The sequence below is a fragment of the Campylobacter sp. US25a genome (genome assembly GCF_004379075.1).
GTDB lineage: Bacteria > Campylobacterota > Campylobacteria > Campylobacterales > Campylobacteraceae > Campylobacter_D > Campylobacter_D jejuni.
Genome location: NZ_RYYM01000002.1, coordinates 149,423 through 171,001 on the forward strand (window position 1 = coordinate 149,423; position 21,579 = coordinate 171,001).

Sequence of the window (21,579 nt, forward strand, 5' to 3'; positions counted from 1 at the left end):
AAATGGCATTTGGTAGTTTATCTAGTTTAGGATTTGGTTCTGGAGTATTAACACAAGAAACCTTAGATAAGTTAAAAGAAGCAGAACAAAAGGCTCGTATTGATCCTTATACTAAAAAAATTGAAGAAAATACAACCAAACAAAAAGATTTAACCGAGCTTAAAACCAAACTTTCTGCTTTTCAAACAGCTGTATCGTCTTTAGGAGATTCTACAGCTTTTGCTAAAAGAAAGGTTATAGCAAGTATCACTGATAATCCTCCAGCAAGTCTTACAGCAACTTCAGGTGTTGCTTTGCAAAGCATGAATATCAATGTAACTCAACTTGCCCAAAAAGATGTTTATCAAAGCAAGGGTTTGGTAAATGATACAGGTATAATTAATGCAAATTTGCAAAATCCTACTAATTTAACTTTTTTTTCCAATGGAAAAGAATATAGCGTTACTATAGATAAAAATACAACCTATAGTGATTTAGTTGATAAGATTAATACTGCTACGGGTGGAGAAATTGTAGCTAAGATGGTAAATACAGGAGAAAAAGACGCACCTTATCGCTTAACCTTAACGAGCAAAGAAACAGGTGAAGATAGTGCTATAAGCTTTTATCCGGGTGCAAAAGATTCTGATGGTAAATACAAGGTTGATAAAAATGCTAAAAGTGTTTTTGAAAGTCTTGGTTGGAAACTCGATGAAGATGCTTTAAAAGCTGAAGATTTTGATCCTGCTAAAAGTAAAAAAGGTGTTGGCATTATTGATGATAGCGAAGATAATCCTTTGCATATTCAAAAAGCTCAAGATGCTAAATTTACCATGGATGGCATCAAGATGACAAGATCGAGCAATACTATAACCGATCTTGGTGTAGGTATTACTTTGACTTTAAATAAAACAGGCGAAATCAATTTTGATATCCAGCAAGACAGCGAGTCCGTTACCAAAGCTATGCAAGATATGGTTGATGCCTATAATGATTTAGTGTTAAATCTTAATGCTGCTACAGACTATAACAGCGAAACAGGAACCAAAGGTTCTTTACAAGGCGTAACCGAAGTAAACTCTATACGCTCAAGCATTATTTCAAAACTTTTTGAATCTCAATCTGTTGATGGTAAAGTTGAAGATGCTAATGGAAATAAAATAAGTGCTAAAGTAATGCTTTCTTTACAAGATTATGGTTTAAGTATGACTGAGTCAGGAACTTTAAATTTTGACTCTTCTGCTTTTGAAAGCAAGATGAAAGAAAATCCTGATTTGACCGAAAGTTTTTTTTCGGGTGTTACTCAATATAAGGATATAAACTATACTGGTGATTTGATTAAAAAAGGTAGTCTTAACGATTATTTAGGAAATAAAGATGAAGAAAATAAAGGTATAAGTTTTTCTTTGGGAAAATTTCAAATAGTTACAAATTTTGAAACTTATGATTTATCTAAAAATGCCGATGGAACTGATTTTAAATTAACAGGTAAAACAGAACAAGAAATGCTTCAAAATTTGGCTGATCATATCAATAGTAAAGGTATTGAAGGCTTAACAGTCAAAGTTGAAACTTATGATAAAGATGGAGAAAAAGGATATAAGCTTAATTTTAAAACCGATGGAAGTTCTGATTTTGCCATAAAAGGAGATAGCGAATTTCTTAAACAATTTGGCTTAAGCCAAACGAGCATTGCTGCTGAGGCAGTTGAAGGTGTGGGTGTTTTTGCGCAACTTAAAACAACTTTACAAGGTATAACAGGCAAAGATGGCTCTTTAACAAAATACGATGAGAGTTTAACAAATGATACTAAGTCTTTAACCCAAACCAAAGAATCAACTCAAACTTTGATTGATACAAGGTATGATACAATGGCAAATCAATGGTTGCAATATGAGAGCATCTTAAATAAACTTAATCAGCAATTAACAACTGTGACTAATATGATCAATGCAGCAAATAATTCTAATAATTAAGGATAAAAAAGATGCAAAATAGTTTAGCTTATAATGCTTATTCTCAAAATCAAGCGGGGATAGAATCTCCGCAAAAACTTATCGAAATGCTCTATGAGGGAATTTTGCGTTTTTGTGCAAGGGCTAAAGTGGCGATAAGAAACGAGGATATAGAGCAAAGAGTATACTTTGTAAAAAGAACAACAGCTATTTTTATAGAGCTTATTAATACTTTAGATTATGAAAAAGGTGGAGATGTGGCGCATTATTTAAGTGGGCTTTATACAAGAGAAATTCAACTTTTATCTTTGGCAAATTTAGAAAATAACGAAGAAAGAATTAATGAAGTTATAAATGTAACCAAAGGTTTACTAGAAGCTTGGAGAGAAGTGCATAGTAATGAAACAGTGGATCAATGATTTTAAACTCGCGTTAATTCAAGAAGATATTAATAAGCTTGAAAATTTGCTTGATAAACTTGATATGAAAGCTTTTATTAAAAATTTAGCTAAAAGATCGCCCTCAGAAGACTTTATAAAAGAAAATATAAATGATATATTTTATCAAATTCAAGCTCTTTTGCAAGAAGCTGTTGCACTAATTGAACAAAAGAAAAAAGCAAAGGCTGTTGAAATTCAAAAATTTCAAAAAGCTTTGACCTATGTTAGATCTTAAAAAGCATAGCGATAAGCCGAGTTCTGTCTTGAATGCTCATTTATCTAGTTTTGTTTTTGCAAACAAAATCAAGCGAAGGGTTAAAACAAAGACGCTAACCATCCCTTCTTGCTGCACATTGGGTTTACATAGCCGAAATTGTTACCAAAATCGCTGGTGGGCTTTTACCCCGCCGTTTCACCTTTTCCACTTGCGTGGTAGTTTTCTTTCTGTTGCACTATCCCTTAGGTTGCCCTAGCCATCTGTTAGATGGAATGCTTGTCTTTAGCAGCTCGGACTTTCCTCTTCTAAAAAGAAGCGAGCATTTACTATGCTTTAAATTTAAATTTTAGCGTAATTTTACTTATTTTTTTATCAAATAAAATAATTTTATTGTGATATCAATCAAAATTTGATAGAATTATTTTTTATTTTTTAACAAAGGAAATTTATGGCATCTTATTCAATGGGTGATTTAAAAAAGGGACTTAAAATAGAAATCGATGGAATTCCTTTTAAAATAGTTGAGTATCAGCATGTAAAACCAGGTAAAGGTCCTGCTTTTGTGCGTATTAAAATCAAATCTTTTATTGATGGTAAAGTACTTGAAAAAACTTTCCATGCAGGCGATAAATGTGAAGCTCCAAATTTAGAAGATAAAACTATGCAGTATCTTTATGATGATGGTGAAAATTGCCAATTTATGGATACACAAACATATGAACAAGTAGCTATCAGTGATGATGATGTGGGTGAGGCAAAAAAATGGATGCTTGATGGTATGATGGTAGATGTACTTTTTCATAATGGCAAGGCTATCGGCGTAGAAGTTCCACAAGTTGTTGAACTCAAAATCATCGAAACGGCTCCAAATTTCAAAGGCGATACTCAAGGATCAAATAAAAAACCAGCTACTTTAGAAACAGGCGCAGTAGTGCAAATTCCTTTTCATGTGCTAGAAGGTGAAGTTATACGCGTTGATACTGTGCGTGGTGAGTATATAGAAAGAGCGAACAAGTAATACAAAAAAAGCTTTTGGACTATTCCAAGGCTTTTTTAAATTTATATAAAATTTATTTTGTTACTTAATTTCTCATTTCATTCTTAAAAATATTTTTTTAAACTTTTCTTCAATTTAAAATTTCTATAATATTTCTAATTTATATTGTGGAGATGATTGATGGAATGGTTACTTCTTGCTTCTATACCTTTGATTGTTTTAGGTTTTGCTTTAAAGATTAACCCCTTTTTAGTGGTAACTTCAGTTGGAATTTATGCTGGACTTGTTTCAGGTTTTGATTTTGTTAAGGTTGTTAGTGATATAGGAAAATCTTTTGTAGATAATCGCTATGTTGCTATAATTTGGCTTATTTTACCTTTACTTGCTGTTTTGGAACGCAAAGGCTTAAGAGAGCAGGCTAAAAATTTAATATCCAAAATAAAAGTTGCCAGTACAGGACGAATTTTAATGTGTTATTTTGTTTTTAGACAAGTTACTGCAGCTTTAGGGCTTTTATCTTTAGGCGGACATGCACAGATGATAAGACCTTTAATAGCCCCTATGGCAGAAGCTGCAGCTAAGCTTAAATTTAAAAACTTAACACATAAAGATAGTCAAAAAATCAAAGCCTTTTCTGCGGGAACGGATAATGTTGCTGTATTTTTTGGAGAGGATATTTTTATAGCCGTGCATTCTATTTTATTTATTAAAGCTTTTTATGAGAGCAATGGTATTATTGTTGAGCCATTGCATTTATCAGTTTGGGCTATACCAACTGGAATTTTGGCTTTAATTATCCATTGTTCTAGACTTTATTTATTTGATAAAAGATTAGAAAAAACTTATAAAGGGTTGAGTGATGATAAGTCTTGATTTGCTTTATTATATTGTAGGAATTTTATTTTTAGTTTTTGGAATTTTAAGTTTTTCTAATCAAGCTAAAGATATAAAATCAAGAATAAGCGGCGGGGTATTCTGGATAAGTTATAGTTTTACTTTTTTACTAGCAGGAGTTTTGCCTCATTTTGTGATGGGTTGTATAGTGATTTTACTAGCACTTATAGCAGGATTTAATTTATTAAAACCAGCAAAGATTGAAGTTAGCAAAGAAGAAAAAGAATACGAGATAAAACATGCAAATATTTATAAAAATAAACTTTTTATTCCTGCTTTAATGGTTCCTTTGATTACACTTATTGGGACTTTTTTATTTCCCTATTTGAGTTTTTTTGAAAATAAAAATGCTACATTGATGGCTTTGATTACAGGTATAATTATTTCTTCAGTGGTTGCTTGTTTTATGTTTAAGGCTTCTCCTAAAAGAGCCGTTAAGGATGCAGCACATACTATGGATCACATTAGTTGGGCGGCGCTTTTGCCGCAAATTTTGGCTACACTTGGAGTAGTTTTTGTTTCTACGGGAATGGGTGATCAAGTATCTAAACTTTTATCTAGTTATATTAGTTTAGATAATGCTTTTATTGCAGTAGCTGTGTATTGTATTGCTATGGCACTTTTTACTATAGTAATGGGCAATGCTTTTGCAGCTTTTCCTGTGATTACTGCTGCTATTGCTTTGCCGATTTTAATCATACAAATGCATGCAAATCCTGCTATTATAGGAGCGATTGGAATGCTTAGTGGATTTTGTGGAACTTTAATGACGCCTATGGCTGCAAATTTTAATATAGTTCCTGCGGCACTTTTAAATTTAGATGATAAAAATGGCGTAATTAAAGCCCAGTTTATGTCAGGACTTGTTTTGCTTATAGCTAATATCTTTTTAATGTATTTTTTAGCTTTTAGATTTTAAGGAGAAAAAATGGAAAAATTTATAAAACAATTTAGCTTTATTGCACTAGAAAATATTTTTAGAGAATTGCCAAATAAAATCACACATTCTTTTAATGATATCAATGATATTAAACCGCCAAAACTTATGTATCCTATATTTTATGGTTCTTATGATTGGCATTCTAGCGTGCATTCTCACTGGCTTTTGGTGAAAATTTTAAAAGATTTTTCTCATTTTGCCCCAAAGGATGAAATCATCAAAGCCTTAGATTCTCAATTTAGCAAAGAAAAAGCAGAAGGAGAGCTTAAGTATCTTCAAAACCCTGCGCACAAAGGTTTTGAAAGACCTTATGGATGGGGATGGTTTTTAAAACTGGCTTTGGAGATAAATTTACTTGCTAAAGAAAATGACAAAGCTAAAATTTGGGCTAAAAATTTAGAAGGCATAGCTGATTTTTTTGTTAAAGAATTTAAGGAGTTTTTGCCTAAGATGGATTATCCTATACGAGTTGGAACCCATTTTAATAGCTCTTTTGCTTTGTATTTTGCTTTAGAGTATGCAAGATTTAAAAAAGATCAAGAATTAGAGTATTGCATCATCCAAAGTGCTAAAAAGTGGTTTTTAAATGATAAAAATATGCAAGCTTTAGAGCCTTGTGGAGATGAGTTTTTATCTCCTGTTTTGATGGAAGCGGTGCTTTTAAGTGCTGTTTTACCTAAAAATGATTTTGTAAAATTTTTTAAAGTATATTTGCCAAATTTAGAAGCAAAAGAGCCTGCAACTTTATTTACCCCTGTGAGTGTGAGTGATAGGAGCGATGGTAAAATAGCACATCTAGATGGGCTAAATTTAAGTCGTGCTTGGTGTTTTAAAATACTTTCAAATTTTTGCGATGAAAATTTAAAAATTCTTTTAAGAAATAATGCTACAGAGCATTTTGATAAAGCCATAGCTCATATAGAAGATGATTATCTTGGGTCGCATTGGCTAGGAAGCTTTGCTTTGCTTGCTATGGATGTGGATATTTTATAAAAAATTTCATAAGATGAGTAAATTTGTTACTAAATAGGTATTTTTTAAATTTTAGATTTTGTTTTTATGCTTTGAAAAATATATTTTTTGATATCATAAGCCCTATAATATTTTAAAGGATGATAATGGTTTTTTTAATCATCTCTAGTATTATAGTAGCCATCATTTTAGGCTATATTACTAGACATAATGTTGGAATTTTTGCTATGATTTTTGCTTATATTATAGGAGCCTTTTTTATGGATTTAGCTCCTAAAAAAATCATAGCTTTTTGGCCTATTTCTATATTTTTTGTTATTTTTGCTGTTTCATTGTTTTATAATTTTGCAACCGTAAATGGAACTCTTGAAAAATTAGCTGGACATTTGATGTATCGTTTTGCTAATCATCCTTATTTGCTTCCTTTTGTTATTTTTGTGGTTAGTGCTATTATAGCTGCTTTAGGAGCAGGTTTTTATACGGTTTTAGCTTTTATGGCACCCCTTACTTTTTTACTTTGCGATAAAATCGGTTTAAGCAAAATTGCTGGAGCTATGGCTATAAACTATGGTGCTTTAGGAGGAGCAAATTTTATGACTTCTCAAAGTGGGATTATTTTTCGAGGATTGATGCAAAATTCAGGTATTGAAGCAAATGAAGCTTTTATAAATTCTAGTATTATTTTTGCTTTTACTATAATTTTGCCTATTGTGGTATTATCTTTTTTTGTGTTTAATGCTTTTAAAAATAAGATGCAAACCAGTGTTATTTCAAAACCTGATCCATTTGATTATAAACAAAAAACTACTTTAATTCTCATGTTTATGATGATTATTGTTGTTTTAATCTTTCCTGTGCTAAATATTATTTTTCCACATAATGAGACAATTAGTTATTTTAATAAAAAAATAGATATAGCTATGATAGCCATGATTTTTGTTGCCATTGCTTTATTTTTAAAATTAGCCGATGAGAAACAAGTTGTTGCTTTAATTCCTTGGGGAACCTTGATAATGATTTGTGGAGTAGGGATGTTAATTAGCATAGCAGTTGAAGCAGGGGCTATAAAATTATTTTCAGATCTTGTAGAAAATGAGATCAATGTGATTTTTATTCCGTTAATAATGTGTGCTATTGCAGCTTTTATGTCGCTTTTTTCAAGTACTTTGGGTGTGGTTACTCCAGCGCTTTTTCCTATAGTTCCAAGCATTGCTGCAAGCAGTGGATTAAGCGAGGCATTGCTTTTTTCTTGTATTGTTGTAGGGGCTCAAGCTTCCGCTATTTCTCCTTTTTCTTCTGGAGGAAGTTTAATTTTAGGATCTTGTCCTGATAAATATAAGGAAAAATTATTTAAAGATTTACTTATTAAAGCTGTGCCAATAGGATTTATGGCGGCGATTTTAGCTACTGTTATAATGAGTTTTATTTTATAAGGATAATTTAATGAAGATTGATACTCATGCACATATATTTTTGAAAAAGTTAAATACAGTTGCAAATGCAAGATATAAGCCTGATTATGACGCTAGTTTTAAAGATTATAAAGCAAATTTAGATCATTATGGTTTTGATAAAGGGGTTTTAGTTCAGCCAAGTTTTTTAGGTGTTGATAATGAATTTTTGCTTCAGAGTATCGAAAAAGATGAAAATATAAAAGCTATAGTTGTGGTTGATGAAGGTATTAAATTTGATGAGCTTCAAAAACTAAAAGAAAGAAAAGCTTGTGGAGTTAGATTAAATTTAATTGGCAAAGAATTGCCAAATTTTAAAAGTACGGTTTGGATTCAATTTTTTGAAAATTTAAGTAAGCTTAAAATGCAAATAGAAATTCAAAGAGATTTGGATAATAATCTTATTGATATTGTTAAAAATTTAATTCCTTATGGTTGTAATATTGTTATTGATCATTTAGCAAGAGCTAATGCAAACTTAACAAATTTAGAGGATTTAATTTACCTAAAAAATTCTAGAATATTTTTTAAAATTAGCGGTTTTTATAGAGCAAAAATAGACTATGCTAATAATGAACAAGCTATAAAATTTGCAAAGAAAATATATGAAATTTTAAAAGAACATTTTCCACTTAGCAATTTTGTTTTTGGAAGTGATTGGCCGCATACAAATTTTGAAGCAAATATTAATTTTTCATCGGCTCTAGCAGCTTTTAATGAAGTTGTCGTATCTAAAAAAGAACAAGAGCAAATTTTAGGGGATAATGCTTGTGTTTTATTTGACTTTTAAGCTTTTCGTTTTATCCTAAAGATGTATTTTGCAATGCGTTCAAAATGTACTCTTAGATAAGGTTTATAAATTACAAAACCACCCAAAAGTCCTAAAATGCTTCCTATTACGACATCAACTAAACGAGCGAGTATTAATGTATTTGCATTTTCACTCATAAAATTAGCTGCTTCCGAAAGATAAGTGGCATAAGGAGTAAAGAAAATCATAGCTAAAGCATAGTTTCGATTGACTAAAAATTGTCCTATAAAAAACAAAGACATCATAAGTAAAACAAGCTCTATATTGTGAAATTGTTTAGATAAAAGCCACCATGCAAAACATACTCCTAAGGCCGTTCCTATGATGCGTTGAATTTGTTTAATCCATATAGAATTTAAAGTTACACCTTGCATAATAGCTGTGCAAGAAATGGCTATCCAATAACTTCTTTCAAGTTCTAAAAAAATTCCTATAAATATAGAAAAAGCCACAAAAGAACCCATGATCAAAGAATCCACAAAAACTGCATCAAAACCTATGTATTCTCTAGGTGGAATTTCGCTAGGTAAAGCATTTTTAAATCCATAAATCACAACGATAGAATATAACAAAGCCATTAAATTAGCTACCATTGCCCCAAGAAAAACAAGACCCACTAAAAAGATAAAATCCTTAGCTTCAAAAGGAGAATAAGCTCCTAAAATACAAGAAAATACAAAGAAAAAATATCCAGGTGCACCAATGTTATAATATCTAATTAAAATAGAACTTCCCATGGCCACAAGTCCTATAGGGATGAAGGCAAAAATTGCAGGTAAAAAATGGGTTAAAATTCCTAAGAAAAAACTAGAAACTATGCCAAAAGAACAGCACATCACAACAGCCATTCTATGATATAAAGGAGTGTTTGGAACATATAAAAAAGATAAAGCTCCTATCATGGCAATGAGTCCATAGTTTAATTTTCCAAAAAATACACTAAACCCTAAAACTATACCCACACCTAAAGCCGCAAAAAAAGGCATTTGCCAAACTTGTTCACTTGAATTTAGTTTAGCAATTTCTTTAAAGTGTTGCTTTAGCATTTCTATTTTATTCACTCTCGAATTTGTCCTTCTCCATTAATTATATATTTATAAGTGCAAATATCTTCAACCCCCATAGGACCTCTTGCATGCAATTTGCTAGTTGAAATTCCAACTTCCCCACCAAAGCCAAATTCTCCTCCATCGCTAAAACGCGTTGAAGCATTAGCATAAATACAAGATGAGTTTATAAGGCGTTGAAATTTAGCGATATTTGAAGCATCATTTGAGATAATGGTTTCAGAATGCAAGGAGCTGTGTTTGTTGATATGCTCTATAGCTTCATCGCAATCTTTTACTAATTTTACACTTAAAGCAAAATCAAGCCATTCTGTATTAAAGGTATTTTCATTTGCTTTAAAAACTTCTAAATTTGAGTTGTTAAAATAAGCCAATGCATTTTCATGGGCGTGAATTTTTACCTTAAATTTTTCAAATTTAGGGATTAAAAGACTTATAAAATTTTTAGCAATTTTTTCATGGATTAAAAGCGTTTCTAAAGCGTTGCAAACACTTACTCTTTGACACTTTGCATTAAGGATTATTTTTAAAGCCATATCTAAGTTAGCACTTTGATCTACAAAAGCATGACACAAGCCCTTATCTTGCTTAATGAGAGGAATTTTAGTATTGTTTGCAATTTCTTGTATCATATTTGAACTACCGCGAGGTATGATCACATCGATTAAATCATCAAAAGTTAGAATTTGCTTGATCTCGTCTCTTTGAGTAAACATAGCAAAACAATCTTGTAAACCAAATTCCTTAAGTACTTTGCTAACAAGAGTAAATATAGCTTTGTTTGTAAATTTTGCTTCACTTCCACCTTTAAATACATAAGCATTAGAACTTTTTATCATTAAAGCTGCAATTTCAGCGCTAAGACTAGGCCTTGCTTCGTAAATAACACAAATAAGTCCTAAAGGAATGCTTATTTTTTGTATGCTCAAACCCGCATAATTTTTCCAAGCTTTAGAAATTTTGCCTATAGGATCTTCGATATAAGCGATTTTTTCTAGACCTTCACAAAGAGCTAAAATGCGTTTTTCATCTAACAAAAGCCTATCTTTTATTGCTCCATTTTTTGTGAAATTTGCTATATCTTTTTCATTTGCTTCTAGGATAATTTTGAAATTTTCTCTTAAAATTTGAGCTAATTTTAAAATAATTTTTTCTTTATCTTTAGGTGTTAAGTTAAGTAGTTTTTGAGAATTTTTCTTAATATTTTCAAGCAAATTTCGCATTTTTAATCCTTTATTTACAAAAAACTTGATAAATTATACAAAAAAAATCAGAATTGAAAGGTAAATATAAATGAAAAAAATAGATTTAATTATAGTAGGTGCAGGTCCAACAGGCATAGGCTGTGCGGTTGAAGCTAAGCTTAAAAACAAAGAAGTTTTGATACTGGAAAAATCAAATAACATTTGCCAAACTTTAATGCAATTTTATAAAGATGGCAAAAGAGTAGATAAAGCTTATAAGGGATGCGAAGGAACTAATCATGGACATGTTCCTTTTGAAGATGGTACCAAAGAAAGTACTATAGAAACTTTTCAAAACGTATTAAAAGAACACAATATAGAAGTTGAATTTGGCTCTGAAGTTGAGAGCGTTAAAAATGAAAATGGAGTTTTTTTAGTAAGCACAGCTAAAGGCGTTTATGAGTGTAAAAACATCATCGTTGCTATAGGTAGAATGGGTAAGCCTAATAAGCCTGATTACAAACTTCCTATGACTTTAACAAAAATCATTAATTTTAATGCCAATTCAGTTTTGGGAAATGAAAAAATTCTTGTTGTAGGTGGTGGAAATTCAGCAGCAGAATACGCTGTGGATTTGGCTAATTCAAATCAAGTTAGCCTTTGTTATCGTAAAAAAGAATTTACAAGATTAAATGATATAAATCTTAAAGATATTCACGAAGCTGGAAATTCGGGTAAAGTAGAGTTAAAACTAGGAATTGACATTAATGAGGTAGAAGATGATAGTGGCAAGGCTAAGGTAAATTTTACCGATGGTACAAGCGATATTTATGATAGAATTATTTATGCTATTGGTGGTTCTACTCCACTTGATTTTTTACAAAAATGCGGGATTAATGTTGATGATAAAGGCGTGCCTTTAATGGATGAAAATAAACAAAGCAATGTTAAAGGTATTTTTGTAGCAGGAGATATTGCTACTAAAAATGGAGCAAGTATAGTTACAGGGTTAAATGACGCTGTAAAAATTCTTTCCGTGCTTTAAAATTTAGCCTTCGGGCTAAATTTGACTTATTAATAAGTAAATTTTATAATTCTTATTATTTTAATTTAAATCTATGAAAATGCAAAATAAAACTAATACAAAAACAACAATAAGAACTTATCGTTTAAATTTCTATATTTTAGGACTTCAAGCACTCTACTAGCGTCTTTAAAAATATTTTATTTTAATATTTTTAAAGGATTTGTATGTCAAATATTTTTAGCACTTTAAGCCCTTTTAGGCTTTTTATAAAATGTGCCGTGCCAAATGTCATAAGCATGGCCTTTATTTCTTTTTATTATATAGTTGATGGAATTTTTGTTGGAAAATATCTAGGAAGTGATGCTTTAGCAGCACTAGCCTTGATTATTCCCTTTATTATGATGTCTTTTGCTTTGGCTGATATGATAGCTATAGGTTCAGCAGTGCAAATTTCTATGCATTTGGGTTTAGGCAAGAAGAATTTAGCTAGAAAGATATTTAGTTCTAGTATATTGATTATTTTTCTAATCTCTTGTTTTATTGGAATTTTGGAGTATTTTTTAGGACCTGTTTTGATTGATTGTCTAAATGTTAGCGATGAGATTAAAACCATGGCTAAAGAATGTATGTTTGTTTTTGCTTTATTTGCACCTTTTACCATGCTTTCTTTTGCCTTGGATAATTATTTAAGAATTTGTGGAAAAACAACCTATAGTATGATTATGAACATAATCATAGCTTTAAGTAATATTATATTTGATTATCTTTTTATAGTTGTATTTGGTTGGGGCTTGTTTTCGGTAGCCCTTGCAACTTGTTTAGGAATTGTTTTAAGTGGTATTTTTGGAATTATTCCTTTTTTATTTCAAAATTTAGAGCTTAAATTTTCAAGTTTATATATAAATTTGAGAATTTTTAAAAATATTCTTTATAATGGAAGTAGCGAGTTTTTTGGCAATGTTTCGGGTTCTTTATATAGTATTTTTGCAAATTTTGTTTTGTTAAAAATTTCTACCACTCAAGCCGTGGCAGCTTTTTCTATTATTTTATATATTGATAGTTTTATTATAATGCTCATTATTGCTATGGGGGATGCGATGCAACCTGCACTTAGTTATAATTATGCTAAAAAAGATTTTTTAAGGATTAAAGCTATTATAAAAGTGGTATTTTTTGCAGGGGGAATTTTATCTTTATTTTCTATAGTATTTATATTGATATTTGGAGAAAATTTAATAGCACTTTTTGCAAAAGAAAATGATCAAGAATTTAAAACTTTTGCTTATACAGCTTTGATGCTTTTTGCTTTTAATTATATTTTTGCATGGTTTAATGTCCTAAGCGGTTCTTTTTTGACAGCTTTTAATAAAGCAAGTTTTTCTTTGGTTTTAAGCTTAATGCAAAATTTATTCATGCCTTTATTTTTTCTTTTGCTTTTATCTTATTTTATAGGTTTAAATGGAGTATGGTTAAGTCCATTTTTTGCTGAATTTTGTGTTTTGATTTTAGCTTGGATTTTTCTTAAAAGGATTTTTAAAGATCTATCTTTATAGTGGATAGATCTTTTTTAAATTTTATCAAAGGAGCTTTTTTTATAATTTTTTAGAATTTATATCCTATTCCAGTTAAAACAACTTGATAGGTTTCATCATAAAATCCTATATCGCTATTTCTTTTTTCTATGCCATAATTTGCAAAACCATAAAGTCCGTTATAGCCCAAAAATTGATTTTTAACAACTTTTAGATTAAGCTTAACTATATTACCGTCTTGTTTTTTGTGGAAGATAGGATCTGTTCCTACTGCTTCATATTTGCTAAGACTTAAATTTGGGGTGAAGATATAGTCATTAGCAAAAGCTAAATTTGCTCCCATGCTTAAACCATATCTTGAGTAACTTTGAGCTTTTCCATCTGCATCATTATAATCATAGCTTAGTCCTAAATTTAACAAACTATAATTGTAATTTAATTCAAACTCGTGATAATACCCCTCTCTTTTTAAAGAGTTGTACTCAACTGCGTCTTTATCATATTTGTTTTTGCTAAATAAATATGAAGCTGTAAATTTTCCTAAATCACTTTCGTAAAGTTGAGAGATTTTAAAACCATATCTATCAACATCAGTTTCTTCTCTATTGCCTATTTGATAAGGATTTGCATAAGCTTTTTCTCTTAAAGAAGAAATTACAGAAAAAGAAGTACTAAAACGCTCTAAATAGGCTTTTTCATAACCTAAAGCTATACCGCTGATATCTCTTCCATTGTAGTTTTTGATAAAAACTCTATCATTGTCTATAAGGTTGCCATAGTAAAGTTCTACACCGATAAAAGGAATAAAAGAAGAGTCCGAATTATCAGCATCATAACCACCTAAGTAATCACTATCCGCTAAAGTTGAAATATTGCTTTTAATATCTCTTGCACCTACACCTATGCTTAAATTTCCACTAAAACCTTCTTGAAAATCTACAGCCATAGCTGACTGGGCTAAGATGGAAGCTAAAATACATGAAAATAAATGTTTTTTCAAGTGTTCTCCTAATAAAATAAATGTTGTGATTATAATTGTAACTAATATTACTTTAAATATTTATAAAAAATTAAAGTTTATAATTTTAAGTTTTTTTAGATAAAATTTTTAAAACTATTTATATTTATAAGGAAATTTAGTGCAACAAGAGTATTATGACTTGGATTTAGAGCGAGCTATTTTAAGCAGTTGCATCATGAGTGAAGAAGCTTACGCTAGTATAGCAGGCGATATCAGTCCAAAAGATTTTAGTCTTAAAGCTCATGAAGATATTTTTAAAGCAATTATAGCTTGTAGCAACAACAAAGAGCCTATTTCTATAAGTTTTTTAAAAAAACATAAAAAAATAGATGAAGAGATTTTAGCAGAAATTCTTGCCACTCCTTCTATGATAGATTTGCCTGCTTATGTAAATGAACTTCGCGAAAAGTCCATCAAAAGACAACTTTTGAGTTTTGCACATCTTTTACCAGCTCGTATTAATGAAAATCGTGCTGTAAGTGAAATCGCAGATGAAATTGGTAAAGAAATTTTTAGCATTACAAATCGTGTAAATTTTAGAGATATTAAAGATGTTAATATAATAATATCAGAACTTTTTGAAGAATTTAAAAAGCAAAAAACTTTAGAAAATAAAAATATCATAGGCCTTGATACAGGTTTTGAGGGTTTAAATAAAATGACAAAAGGTTTTAAAGGAGGTGAGCTTATAATAATCGCTGCGCGCCCAGGTATGGGAAAAACAACCCTTTGTTTAAATTTCATTGATAAAGTTTTAAGACAAAATAAAGGTGTGGCTTTGTTTTCTCTTGAAATGCCCGCAACTCAAATCATGCAAAGAATGCTTTCTTCAAAAACTTCTATCCCTTTACAAAGAATTTTAACCGCAGATTTAAACGATGATGAATGGGAGCGTTTAGGAGATGCTTGTAATGATTATAGTCAAAAGAAATTATATATTTACGATAGTGGTTATGCAACTATTGCTGATGTAAGGGCTATTTTAAGGCGTTTAAAATCTCAAGATGAAAGTGTAGGACTTTGTGTGATTGACTATATAGGGCTTATGATGAGTAATTCAAATTTTAATGATAGGCATTTGCAAGTGAGTGAAATTTCAAGAGGACTTAAGCTTTTGGCTAGGGAGCTTGATATGCCGATTATCGCACTTTCACAACTTAATCGTGGTTTAGAGCAAAGAGCAAATAAGCGTCCTTTGATGAGTGATTTGCGAGAAAGTGGAGCTATAGAGCAAGATGCGGATGCTATTTTATTTGTATATCGCGATGAGGTTTATAGGGAGCAAGAAGAAAAAGAAAGAGAGAATAAAGCTAAAGCTGAAGGCAAAGCTTATCAAAGGCTTTTTATACCAAATCCTATGCAAGAAAATGCTGAAATTATTGTTGGAAAAAATAGAAATGGACCGGTCGGAACTATAGAGGTTGTATTTTTAAAAGAAAAATCTTGTTTTGTAGATAAACCTATAGGCTATGAAGCTACTGAATTTACAGGCTAGCTTTAATAAAATAAGTTTTTAATATTTTAAAGTTATTTTTTACGACACAACCTGTCGCAAGGGTGTTTTATACTTTCTTTGTTATTTTAAAACAAGGAGAGAAAATGTTACCATTAATCATAGGAATGGGTGCCTTAGGCTATGCGGGTTTAAAACTTAAAAAATGGTATGAAGAAAGCAAAGAAGAGAATGCTTACTGGACTGATGATCCTAAAGATATCATTGCTACAATGTTAAGCGATACAGCAAATCACGCTTTTGATAAAATTGATTCTTTTGAAATAAAAGCTGAAAAAATTTTCGATCAAGTTGATAAAGTATTGGGTATAGAAAAAGCTGATCTTAGAAATTTGAAAATTCGAACTATTTCTTCAAACACTTTGGAAGAATCAAGCGAAAATGCAAAACAAAACAATGAAGAAATTTTTGACAAATTTAACGCATTTTTTGCTTCCAAGGGGCAATAAATGTATAAAAAAATTATGTTTGGCGGCATAGCTCTTGCCGCTACGGGATATGGGATTAAAAAACTTTACGATGTTTGCTGTAATGAAACAAAATCAAAAAATGTATATTTTGAAGAAGATGCATTAAACGAGAATGATAACTTAGAAAAAACTTATTCTCAAATAAATGCAGAACATTTCAACGCCATTCAAAAAAATCTTTTTAAAATTTCTCACTTTGAAAAAGAAATTTTAAGCTATGAATTTAAAGCTTTGGATTTTGAATTTGATGATGAAAATTTTCAACAAAGAATGAGAGATTTTAATGAATTTTTAGAGAAATATCAAGAAGATTTAAACTCTATCGTTTCTCAAAAAGAAAGTTTTGAAGAATTGAATGAAGAAGAAAAAAGACTTTTTGTGCGTTTTAATGAACTAAATACCCTTATGGTGATTTTATTTGAAGCAATAAAAACAAATCATTTTTATCCAGATTTTGCAGATGAGAAGCTCAAAAATTATATAGACAATGATCTTTGGAAGGATTTGTGATGATATTATCAAAAACAAAAATTTCACAATTTATTTTAAATATTTAAAAATTTTAATCAAATATTTAAGAATTTTGTTTTTTTTTTTTTTTGATATAATTAAAAATAAACGAAAGGTAAAAAATGCTTTGTACATCATTAAAGGATTCTTTATCAGCTAAAAAATCAGAAAATGATACAGCCGATAATTCCAAAATAGACTTTAACGAAGAAATAAAAAAATACAATCTTTTTGAAGAATATAATGATTTTCTATACCATGTAGAAAAACTGCAAAAAGATATAACGGTTTCCGCTATAGGTTTGTATAACAGTGGTAAAAGTTCTTTACTTAATGCATTAACCAATGCATTTAATGAGCCAAATTTTTCAGTTGCTGATGTTGTAGAAACAAAAGAAATCAAAAGTGTCAACTTTGAAAATATGATTTTTTTAGATACCCCAGGTTTAAATGCGGATTTAAAAGATGATAAAAATGCATTTTTAGGAATGGTTCAATCAGATATTTATCTTTTTGTCCATAATGTATCTACAGGTGAATTAACCAAAACAGAGGTGGATTATATCAAAAAGATGATTGAAAAAAATAAAGTTGGCTTTTCTAAAAATTTTATTTTTGTGCTTTCTAGGATAGATGGAATTGATGAAAAAGAGTTAAAAAGCGTGAAAAATGTTATCAAAAAGCAATTTGAAACATTTTTTGATGAAGATATAAATCACATCACTTTTGTTGAGATCTCAGCAAATAGCTATATCAAGGGAAATAAGGAAAACAAAAAATTACTCATAGAATCAAGCAAAATAGAAAATCTAAAGAAAATTCTAAGAGATAAAAACAATGCTTTAAAAAAACATATCAAAGATTTAAGACTAAAGCAAATCAAAAAGCATGAGTTTTTTACAAAAATTCATGCTTTATTGCAAAGCAAAAAATCAGAAGTTGAAAGATTGCAAAAACAAAAAGAAGAAATGCGACAAGCCATTGATAATGAAATCAAAAAAGCAAATGAGGCTATAAAAGCCTTATATGAACTTTAAACAAAGGAGAAAAAATGTTACCATGGTTAATAGGTATAGGAGTTGCAGCAGCAGGAAAATTTATCTATGATACACTAAGCGATGATGATGATTACGAAAGCAGTAGTTCTACTCAAGACAGACAAAGAGAAAAAGAGCGTGAAAACAAACAAGCAAAATACGAAAAAATCGTTAAAGAATATCAAACAAAATTAAAAAATCGTTATGAAGCAGAATGTATTGCAAATCCTAAAGATACATTCTCAGGAGTTTTTCCACCTCTAATAGGTACTCTTTTTCCACCTCTTAAATTTAAAAAAAGCAAAAAACTAGATGATATCCAAAAAGATATAAAAAATTTAAAAAAAGATATGGATGCATTATGGGAAATTAATATGTATGCAAAAAGCTTAATTAAGGAAGAAAATGAAACAAGCGTTAAATGACTTCTACAAAGAATTAGAATCTTTAAGAACCATAGGCAATGATGTTGGCGATAAAAGAAAAGAAATAGAAAAAGAAGTTTCAATCTTTAAAAACAATGTTGATGGTATTAATATCAATCAAATGGGTTTTAAAAGCCAAGAAATACAAGAAAATTTCAATAAACACCTAGATTCCATCAAAAATAAAATTTCAAAATGGGAAAAAGATTTTCAAAAACTTTCTAAAGAAGAAGAATTTAGAGATAGTTTGAAAAATAGTTTTATCGTGATTATATATGGTAAAGTGAAGGCTGGAAAAAGCACATTGGGGAATTTTGTTGCGAGTAATTGTTTAGAAAATCAAAAACCACATTTTATTGTGTATGATAAGGCTGGACACGAAGATACTGCAGAGCAACTCAATGAGTTTAAAACCAATATTACAGAATGCACAAGTTCTATACAATTATTTACCCTAGGAGACAAGCATAAAGGATGTGGGATTGCTTGGGTGGATACTCCTGGATTGCTTTCTATGACAAAAGAAAATGGAGATTTGGCTAAAAAATACATAGAAGCCGCAGACTACATCATCTTTCCAACTAGTTCAGATGCACCTTTGCAAAATGATGAGATAGAGCAAATAAGAAATTTGGTTAATTCTGGAAAAAATTCTTGCATTAGACTATTGATTACAAAATCAGATCAAACTACAGAAGATGAAGAAGAAGGCAAAATCATTACCATCACTTCAAATAAAAGTAAAGAAAATAGAAAAAAACAAGAAGAAGATATTTTCAATAGAATCAAAGAAGCCATACCAAATTTACAATTAGATGAAGAGATATTATCCATTTCTGTATTGACTGCAAAGAAAGCTTTAGAAGATAACAATGAAGAATTGTTTAAAGGCAGCAATATAATCAAATTTTATGAATCTATGAATTTAATCTTAAAAGAAAAAGCTTTAAGATTAAAACAAGAATCTCCTTTTAAAAGATTACAAGGGTTTTTAGAAGAAATATTAGGAAAAAGTCAGCATAGTGTAAATTTAGAACAAATAAGAAATGATTACAATGAGCTAAAAAATCTCGTAGAAGAAAAGAAAAGACTTAATAAAGCCATCAAGGAGAATTTAAAAAATGAAGCTTCTATTATTATTTCTGAAGAGCTTATAAAAGAAGAAAAAAATCTTAATGAAAACAATGCAAAGCAAATTTTTGATCGCATTCAAGATAATATAAAAAATAAAATAGAAGAAAAAATTCAAGAAGAAGCATGTGCTTTAATGGATGATTTTATCGCTCGTTTTAATATCATAGCTCCTACTTTAGACACAAAGGTTGAAGCGGTATATACCCAAGTTAAGCAGTATGCTAAAAGAAGCTTGTTTGAAAGATTGGTGAATAAAGTAAGTTTTGGTGCATGGTGTAAAGAAAAAAGCTATACCGAAAGCATAAAAATAGGAACCAATAGAGCTGAGATTGTGGAAAAAAATCGCCCCTTGTTGCAAGAATATTGCAATGAGCTCATAGAATATTCAAGCAATAAAATCAATGAAGAAATTTTACAACCTTGTGAAAATATGGTTATTTGTTTATATGAAAGTATAGATAAATTAGAAAACAATCTTAAAAAGATCAAAACAACGCTTAACTAAGGAAAGGAAAGAAAATGACAAATATTGAAATTTACAAACAAAAGCTTGAACTTTTAAAAAATTTAGAATCAAATCTTATTCAAAATCATATATGTCCAGAAGAAAAAACCAAACAGCTTATAAACATCTTAGAAGATAAGATTAATAATTTTAAACCTAAAATGATGGTATATGGGGTTTATAATTCTGGAAAAAGCACTGTAATCAATGCTTTAGTAGGTAAAGAGTTGGCAAAAACAGGAGATACTCCAGAAACTAAGGAAATCAATGTATATAAATACAAAGAATATGAAATTTTTGATACCCCAGGTATCAATGCACCCGCTGATGATGAAAAAATTACAGAAGATCATTATAAGCAATGTGAATTAGTTTTATTTGTAATGAGCAATGAAAATGTTGAAAACGACTTCATTTATACAAAGATTAAAAAAATGCTTGATGATAATAAAGCTTCAATTGTGATTTTGAACAAAAAGCAAATTTGCACAGAGGAAGAAGAAGCCATTTTGATTAATAAAATTTATCTTAATCTTGTTAAAATGGGCTTTAAAGAAGAAGATGTGAAAAATAAAATTTCAGTTTATTCTGTAAATGCTCTAAGTGCTTTTAATGCTAAGCTTAATAACAAAACACTTTTGTATGAAAAAAGCGGTTTTGAAGCTCTTGAAAATAAAATCAAAGAACTATTTAAAAATAGCTCAGAGGCTGATATTGTTAATTTGTGTAACAATAATATCTTGTCATTTGTCGATCAAATAAATAGCTTAATTGATCAAAAAATAGATGATAAAATCATACAAATTGTAGAAAATTTTATAAGCGATACACAAAAAAATAAAAATGCCACATTTATTCAACTAAAAGGCATTATTAATTCAGAATTAAGCGCTGTTGAAAACAAGCTAGTAGCTCAATCTGGCGATTCATCGTATATCAATAGTACCCTTGAAAATGCAGTCAATGAACTTAAAAGTAAAATCGAAACCAAATTAAAAGAAAGAATTAAAGATTTTGAAGAGCATATTAAAAATTTAGATGTTACTTTAGATAAGTTAGAAACAAACAGAATTGAACTTTCCAATACATCTTTAAGTGGAGGTGGAATTTCAAAACAAGATATTGAAAAATGGCTTTCTGTCTTAGATACTCTTGCAATAGCTCTTGCTACAAAATTTCCACCTGCTGCTGCCATAATAGGTGCTATTTCCCAAGCGGGTAAAATCCTTAGTAGTTTATTCTTCGATGATGATACAGAAGAAAAAAACCAACGAGAACAATCTAAAAAAATGCAAATTGTCAACGCCATACATGATACAATTATTAAAATTCAAAATAATTTTGATGCTATCATTAATGAACAAGTCAATGCTATTTATGATCCCATCATTGAGAAAAAAACTCATGAAAAAGAACTTCAAGAGCAAAATAAAAACACCTTAATTGCCTTAAAAGATCAAGTTGTTTCTCTTGGACAAAATTTACCTTCTGCATGATA

At 29.8% G+C, this 21,579-nt stretch carries 21 protein-coding genes and 1 other RNA gene; 18 read left to right on the forward strand and 4 right to left on the reverse strand.

Features of this window, described 5'->3' with window-relative positions; translation table 11 throughout:
* The first annotated feature begins 2 nt into the window (after window positions 1–2).
* Genes fliD through ELQ12_RS02990 form a run of 3 tightly spaced genes read left to right on the forward strand, consistent with a single transcriptional unit; the run spans window position 3 to window position 2,609 of the window.
* The gene (gene fliD / locus ELQ12_RS02980; protein WP_134264562.1) at window positions 3–1,955 is read left to right on the forward strand and encodes a flagellar filament capping protein FliD; all 1,953 of its coding nucleotides are present in this window, start codon (window positions 3–5) and stop codon (window positions 1,953–1,955) included.
* An 11-nt stretch (window positions 1,956–1,966) separates the two neighbouring features.
* Window positions 1,967–2,353, forward strand: a complete 387-nt coding sequence (gene fliS, locus ELQ12_RS02985) for a flagellar export chaperone FliS (RefSeq protein WP_002861271.1) — start codon at window positions 1,967–1,969, stop codon at window positions 2,351–2,353.
* Complete coding sequence (locus tag ELQ12_RS02990; RefSeq protein ID WP_002861272.1) at window positions 2,334–2,609, forward strand: hypothetical protein; 276 nt, start codon at window positions 2,334–2,336, stop codon at window positions 2,607–2,609. The genes fliS and ELQ12_RS02990 overlap by 20 nt, the downstream gene beginning before the upstream one ends.
* Here ELQ12_RS02990 and rnpB read toward each other — a convergent pair.
* An RNA gene (rnpB, locus tag ELQ12_RS02995) (RNase P RNA component class A) lies at window positions 2,606–2,926 on the reverse strand. The genes ELQ12_RS02990 and rnpB overlap by 4 nt on opposite strands.
* A 113-nt stretch (window positions 2,927–3,039) precedes the next feature.
* Between rnpB and efp the strand changes: the two genes are divergently transcribed.
* From efp to ELQ12_RS03025, 6 genes are all read left to right on the forward strand, one after another.
* A complete protein-coding gene (gene efp, locus ELQ12_RS03000; RefSeq protein WP_002855210.1) occupies window positions 3,040–3,609 on the forward strand; it encodes an elongation factor P in 570 nt (189 codons plus the stop codon).
* A 159-nt stretch (window positions 3,610–3,768) separates the two neighbouring features.
* Window positions 3,769–4,461 carry a DUF969 domain-containing protein gene (locus ELQ12_RS03005; RefSeq protein WP_002856730.1) on the forward strand — a complete coding sequence of 231 codons (693 nt, stop codon included), beginning with the start codon at window positions 3,769–3,771 and terminating at the stop codon, window positions 4,459–4,461.
* Window positions 4,448–5,401 carry a DUF979 domain-containing protein gene (locus ELQ12_RS03010; protein ID WP_070261621.1) on the forward strand — a complete coding sequence of 318 codons (954 nt, stop codon included), beginning with the start codon at window positions 4,448–4,450 and terminating at the stop codon, window positions 5,399–5,401. The genes ELQ12_RS03005 and ELQ12_RS03010 overlap by 14 nt, the downstream gene beginning before the upstream one ends.
* Window positions 5,402–5,410: 9 nt before the next feature.
* Window positions 5,411–6,415 carry a DUF2891 domain-containing protein gene (locus ELQ12_RS03015; protein WP_052949781.1) on the forward strand — a complete coding sequence of 335 codons (1,005 nt, stop codon included), beginning with the start codon at window positions 5,411–5,413 and terminating at the stop codon, window positions 6,413–6,415.
* A 119-nt stretch (window positions 6,416–6,534) separates the two neighbouring features.
* Entirely contained in the window at window positions 6,535–7,827 is a 1,293-nt protein-coding gene (locus tag ELQ12_RS03020) for an SLC13 family permease (protein ID WP_072223798.1), read from the forward strand.
* Window positions 7,828–7,837: 10 nt separating this feature from the next.
* Window positions 7,838–8,635 carry an amidohydrolase gene (locus tag ELQ12_RS03025; protein WP_070261622.1) on the forward strand — a complete coding sequence of 266 codons (798 nt, stop codon included), beginning with the start codon at window positions 7,838–7,840 and terminating at the stop codon, window positions 8,633–8,635.
* Here the strand turns inward: ELQ12_RS03025 and ELQ12_RS03030 are convergent.
* On the reverse strand, window positions 8,632–9,717 hold the full coding sequence (locus tag ELQ12_RS03030; protein WP_002861275.1) for an FUSC family protein: 1,086 nt from the start codon (window positions 9,715–9,717) through the stop codon (window positions 8,632–8,634). The two genes, ELQ12_RS03025 and ELQ12_RS03030, sit on opposite strands and share 4 nt — an antisense overlap.
* On the reverse strand, window positions 9,714–10,946 hold the full coding sequence (locus ELQ12_RS03035) for a glutamate-5-semialdehyde dehydrogenase (RefSeq protein WP_126264934.1): 1,233 nt from the start codon (window positions 10,944–10,946) through the stop codon (window positions 9,714–9,716). The genes ELQ12_RS03030 and ELQ12_RS03035 overlap by 4 nt, the downstream gene beginning before the upstream one ends.
* Before the next feature lie 70 nt (window positions 10,947–11,016).
* Here ELQ12_RS03035 and ELQ12_RS03040 point away from each other — a divergent pair, with 70 nt between their 5' ends.
* Together ELQ12_RS03040 and ELQ12_RS03045 are read left to right on the forward strand one after the other, a co-directional pair.
* The gene (locus ELQ12_RS03040; protein WP_002861277.1) at window positions 11,017–11,952 is read left to right on the forward strand and encodes an NAD(P)-binding domain-containing protein; all 936 of its coding nucleotides are present in this window, start codon (window positions 11,017–11,019) and stop codon (window positions 11,950–11,952) included.
* 206 nt (window positions 11,953–12,158) lie between these two features.
* Complete coding sequence (locus ELQ12_RS03045) at window positions 12,159–13,487, forward strand: MATE family efflux transporter (RefSeq protein ID WP_053872524.1); 1,329 nt, start codon at window positions 12,159–12,161, stop codon at window positions 13,485–13,487.
* A 49-nt stretch (window positions 13,488–13,536) separates the two neighbouring features.
* On the opposite strand, the gene ELQ12_RS03050 is transcribed toward ELQ12_RS03045, so the two are convergent.
* Window positions 13,537–14,466 carry a DUF2860 family protein gene (locus tag ELQ12_RS03050; RefSeq protein WP_002881020.1) on the reverse strand — a complete coding sequence of 310 codons (930 nt, stop codon included), beginning with the start codon at window positions 14,464–14,466 and terminating at the stop codon, window positions 13,537–13,539.
* A gap of 139 nt (window positions 14,467–14,605) precedes the next feature.
* Between ELQ12_RS03050 and ELQ12_RS03055 the strand changes: the two genes are divergently transcribed.
* The 7 genes from ELQ12_RS03055 to ELQ12_RS03085 all read left to right on the forward strand — a co-directional run bounded on the left by ELQ12_RS03055 (window position 14,606) and on the right by ELQ12_RS03085 (window position 21,577).
* A complete protein-coding gene (locus tag ELQ12_RS03055) occupies window positions 14,606–15,982 on the forward strand; it encodes a replicative DNA helicase (RefSeq protein ID WP_070261625.1) in 1,377 nt (458 codons plus the stop codon).
* A 104-nt stretch (window positions 15,983–16,086) separates the two neighbouring features.
* Window positions 16,087–16,449, forward strand: coding sequence for a hypothetical protein (locus tag ELQ12_RS03060; protein ID WP_070261626.1), 363 nt, complete (start codon window positions 16,087–16,089; stop codon window positions 16,447–16,449).
* Complete coding sequence (locus ELQ12_RS03065; protein ID WP_070261627.1) at window positions 16,450–16,980, forward strand: hypothetical protein; 531 nt, start codon at window positions 16,450–16,452, stop codon at window positions 16,978–16,980.
* Between the two features lie 122 nt (window positions 16,981–17,102).
* Complete coding sequence (locus tag ELQ12_RS03070; RefSeq protein ID WP_070261628.1) at window positions 17,103–18,017, forward strand: GTPase; 915 nt, start codon at window positions 17,103–17,105, stop codon at window positions 18,015–18,017.
* Between the two features lie 14 nt (window positions 18,018–18,031).
* Window positions 18,032–18,442, forward strand: a complete 411-nt coding sequence (locus tag ELQ12_RS03075) for a hypothetical protein (RefSeq protein WP_070261629.1) — start codon at window positions 18,032–18,034, stop codon at window positions 18,440–18,442.
* A complete protein-coding gene (locus ELQ12_RS03080) occupies window positions 18,423–20,081 on the forward strand; it encodes a dynamin family protein (protein ID WP_070261630.1) in 1,659 nt (552 codons plus the stop codon). The genes ELQ12_RS03075 and ELQ12_RS03080 overlap by 20 nt, the downstream gene beginning before the upstream one ends.
* Window positions 20,082–20,095: 14 nt before the next feature.
* Window positions 20,096–21,577 carry a GTPase gene (locus ELQ12_RS03085; RefSeq protein WP_070261631.1) on the forward strand — a complete coding sequence of 494 codons (1,482 nt, stop codon included), beginning with the start codon at window positions 20,096–20,098 and terminating at the stop codon, window positions 21,575–21,577.
* Window positions 21,578–21,579 lie beyond the last annotated feature (2 nt).

What these genes read in the sequence shown, in the direction of transcription:
- fliD (WP_134264562.1), top strand. Translation starts at nt 3, where the DNA reads ATGGCATTTGGTAGTTTATCTAGTTTAGGATTTGGTTCTGGAGTATTA.
- fliS (WP_002861271.1), top strand. Translation starts at nt 1,967, where the DNA reads ATGCAAAATAGTTTAGCTTATAATGCTTATTCTCAAAATCAAGCGGGG.
- ELQ12_RS02990 (WP_002861272.1), top strand. Translation starts at nt 2,334, where the DNA reads ATGAAACAGTGGATCAATGATTTTAAACTCGCGTTAATTCAAGAAGAT.
- efp (WP_002855210.1), top strand. Translation starts at nt 3,040, where the DNA reads ATGGCATCTTATTCAATGGGTGATTTAAAAAAGGGACTTAAAATAGAA.
- ELQ12_RS03005 (WP_002856730.1), top strand. Translation starts at nt 3,769, where the DNA reads ATGGAATGGTTACTTCTTGCTTCTATACCTTTGATTGTTTTAGGTTTT.
- ELQ12_RS03010 (WP_070261621.1), top strand. Translation starts at nt 4,448, where the DNA reads ATGATAAGTCTTGATTTGCTTTATTATATTGTAGGAATTTTATTTTTA.
- ELQ12_RS03015 (WP_052949781.1), top strand. Translation starts at nt 5,411, where the DNA reads ATGGAAAAATTTATAAAACAATTTAGCTTTATTGCACTAGAAAATATT.
- ELQ12_RS03020 (WP_072223798.1), top strand. Translation starts at nt 6,535, where the DNA reads ATGATAATGGTTTTTTTAATCATCTCTAGTATTATAGTAGCCATCATT.
- ELQ12_RS03025 (WP_070261622.1), top strand. Translation starts at nt 7,838, where the DNA reads ATGAAGATTGATACTCATGCACATATATTTTTGAAAAAGTTAAATACA.
- ELQ12_RS03035 (WP_126264934.1), bottom strand. Translation starts at nt 10,946, where the DNA reads ATGCGAAATTTGCTTGAAAATATTAAGAAAAATTCTCAAAAACTACTT.
- ELQ12_RS03040 (WP_002861277.1), top strand. Translation starts at nt 11,017, where the DNA reads ATGAAAAAAATAGATTTAATTATAGTAGGTGCAGGTCCAACAGGCATA.
- ELQ12_RS03045 (WP_053872524.1), top strand. Translation starts at nt 12,159, where the DNA reads ATGTCAAATATTTTTAGCACTTTAAGCCCTTTTAGGCTTTTTATAAAA.
- ELQ12_RS03060 (WP_070261626.1), top strand. Translation starts at nt 16,087, where the DNA reads ATGTTACCATTAATCATAGGAATGGGTGCCTTAGGCTATGCGGGTTTA.
- ELQ12_RS03065 (WP_070261627.1), top strand. Translation starts at nt 16,450, where the DNA reads ATGTATAAAAAAATTATGTTTGGCGGCATAGCTCTTGCCGCTACGGGA.
- ELQ12_RS03070 (WP_070261628.1), top strand. Translation starts at nt 17,103, where the DNA reads ATGCTTTGTACATCATTAAAGGATTCTTTATCAGCTAAAAAATCAGAA.
- ELQ12_RS03075 (WP_070261629.1), top strand. Translation starts at nt 18,032, where the DNA reads ATGTTACCATGGTTAATAGGTATAGGAGTTGCAGCAGCAGGAAAATTT.
- ELQ12_RS03080 (WP_070261630.1), top strand. Translation starts at nt 18,423, where the DNA reads ATGAAACAAGCGTTAAATGACTTCTACAAAGAATTAGAATCTTTAAGA.
- ELQ12_RS03085 (WP_070261631.1), top strand. Translation starts at nt 20,096, where the DNA reads ATGACAAATATTGAAATTTACAAACAAAAGCTTGAACTTTTAAAAAAT.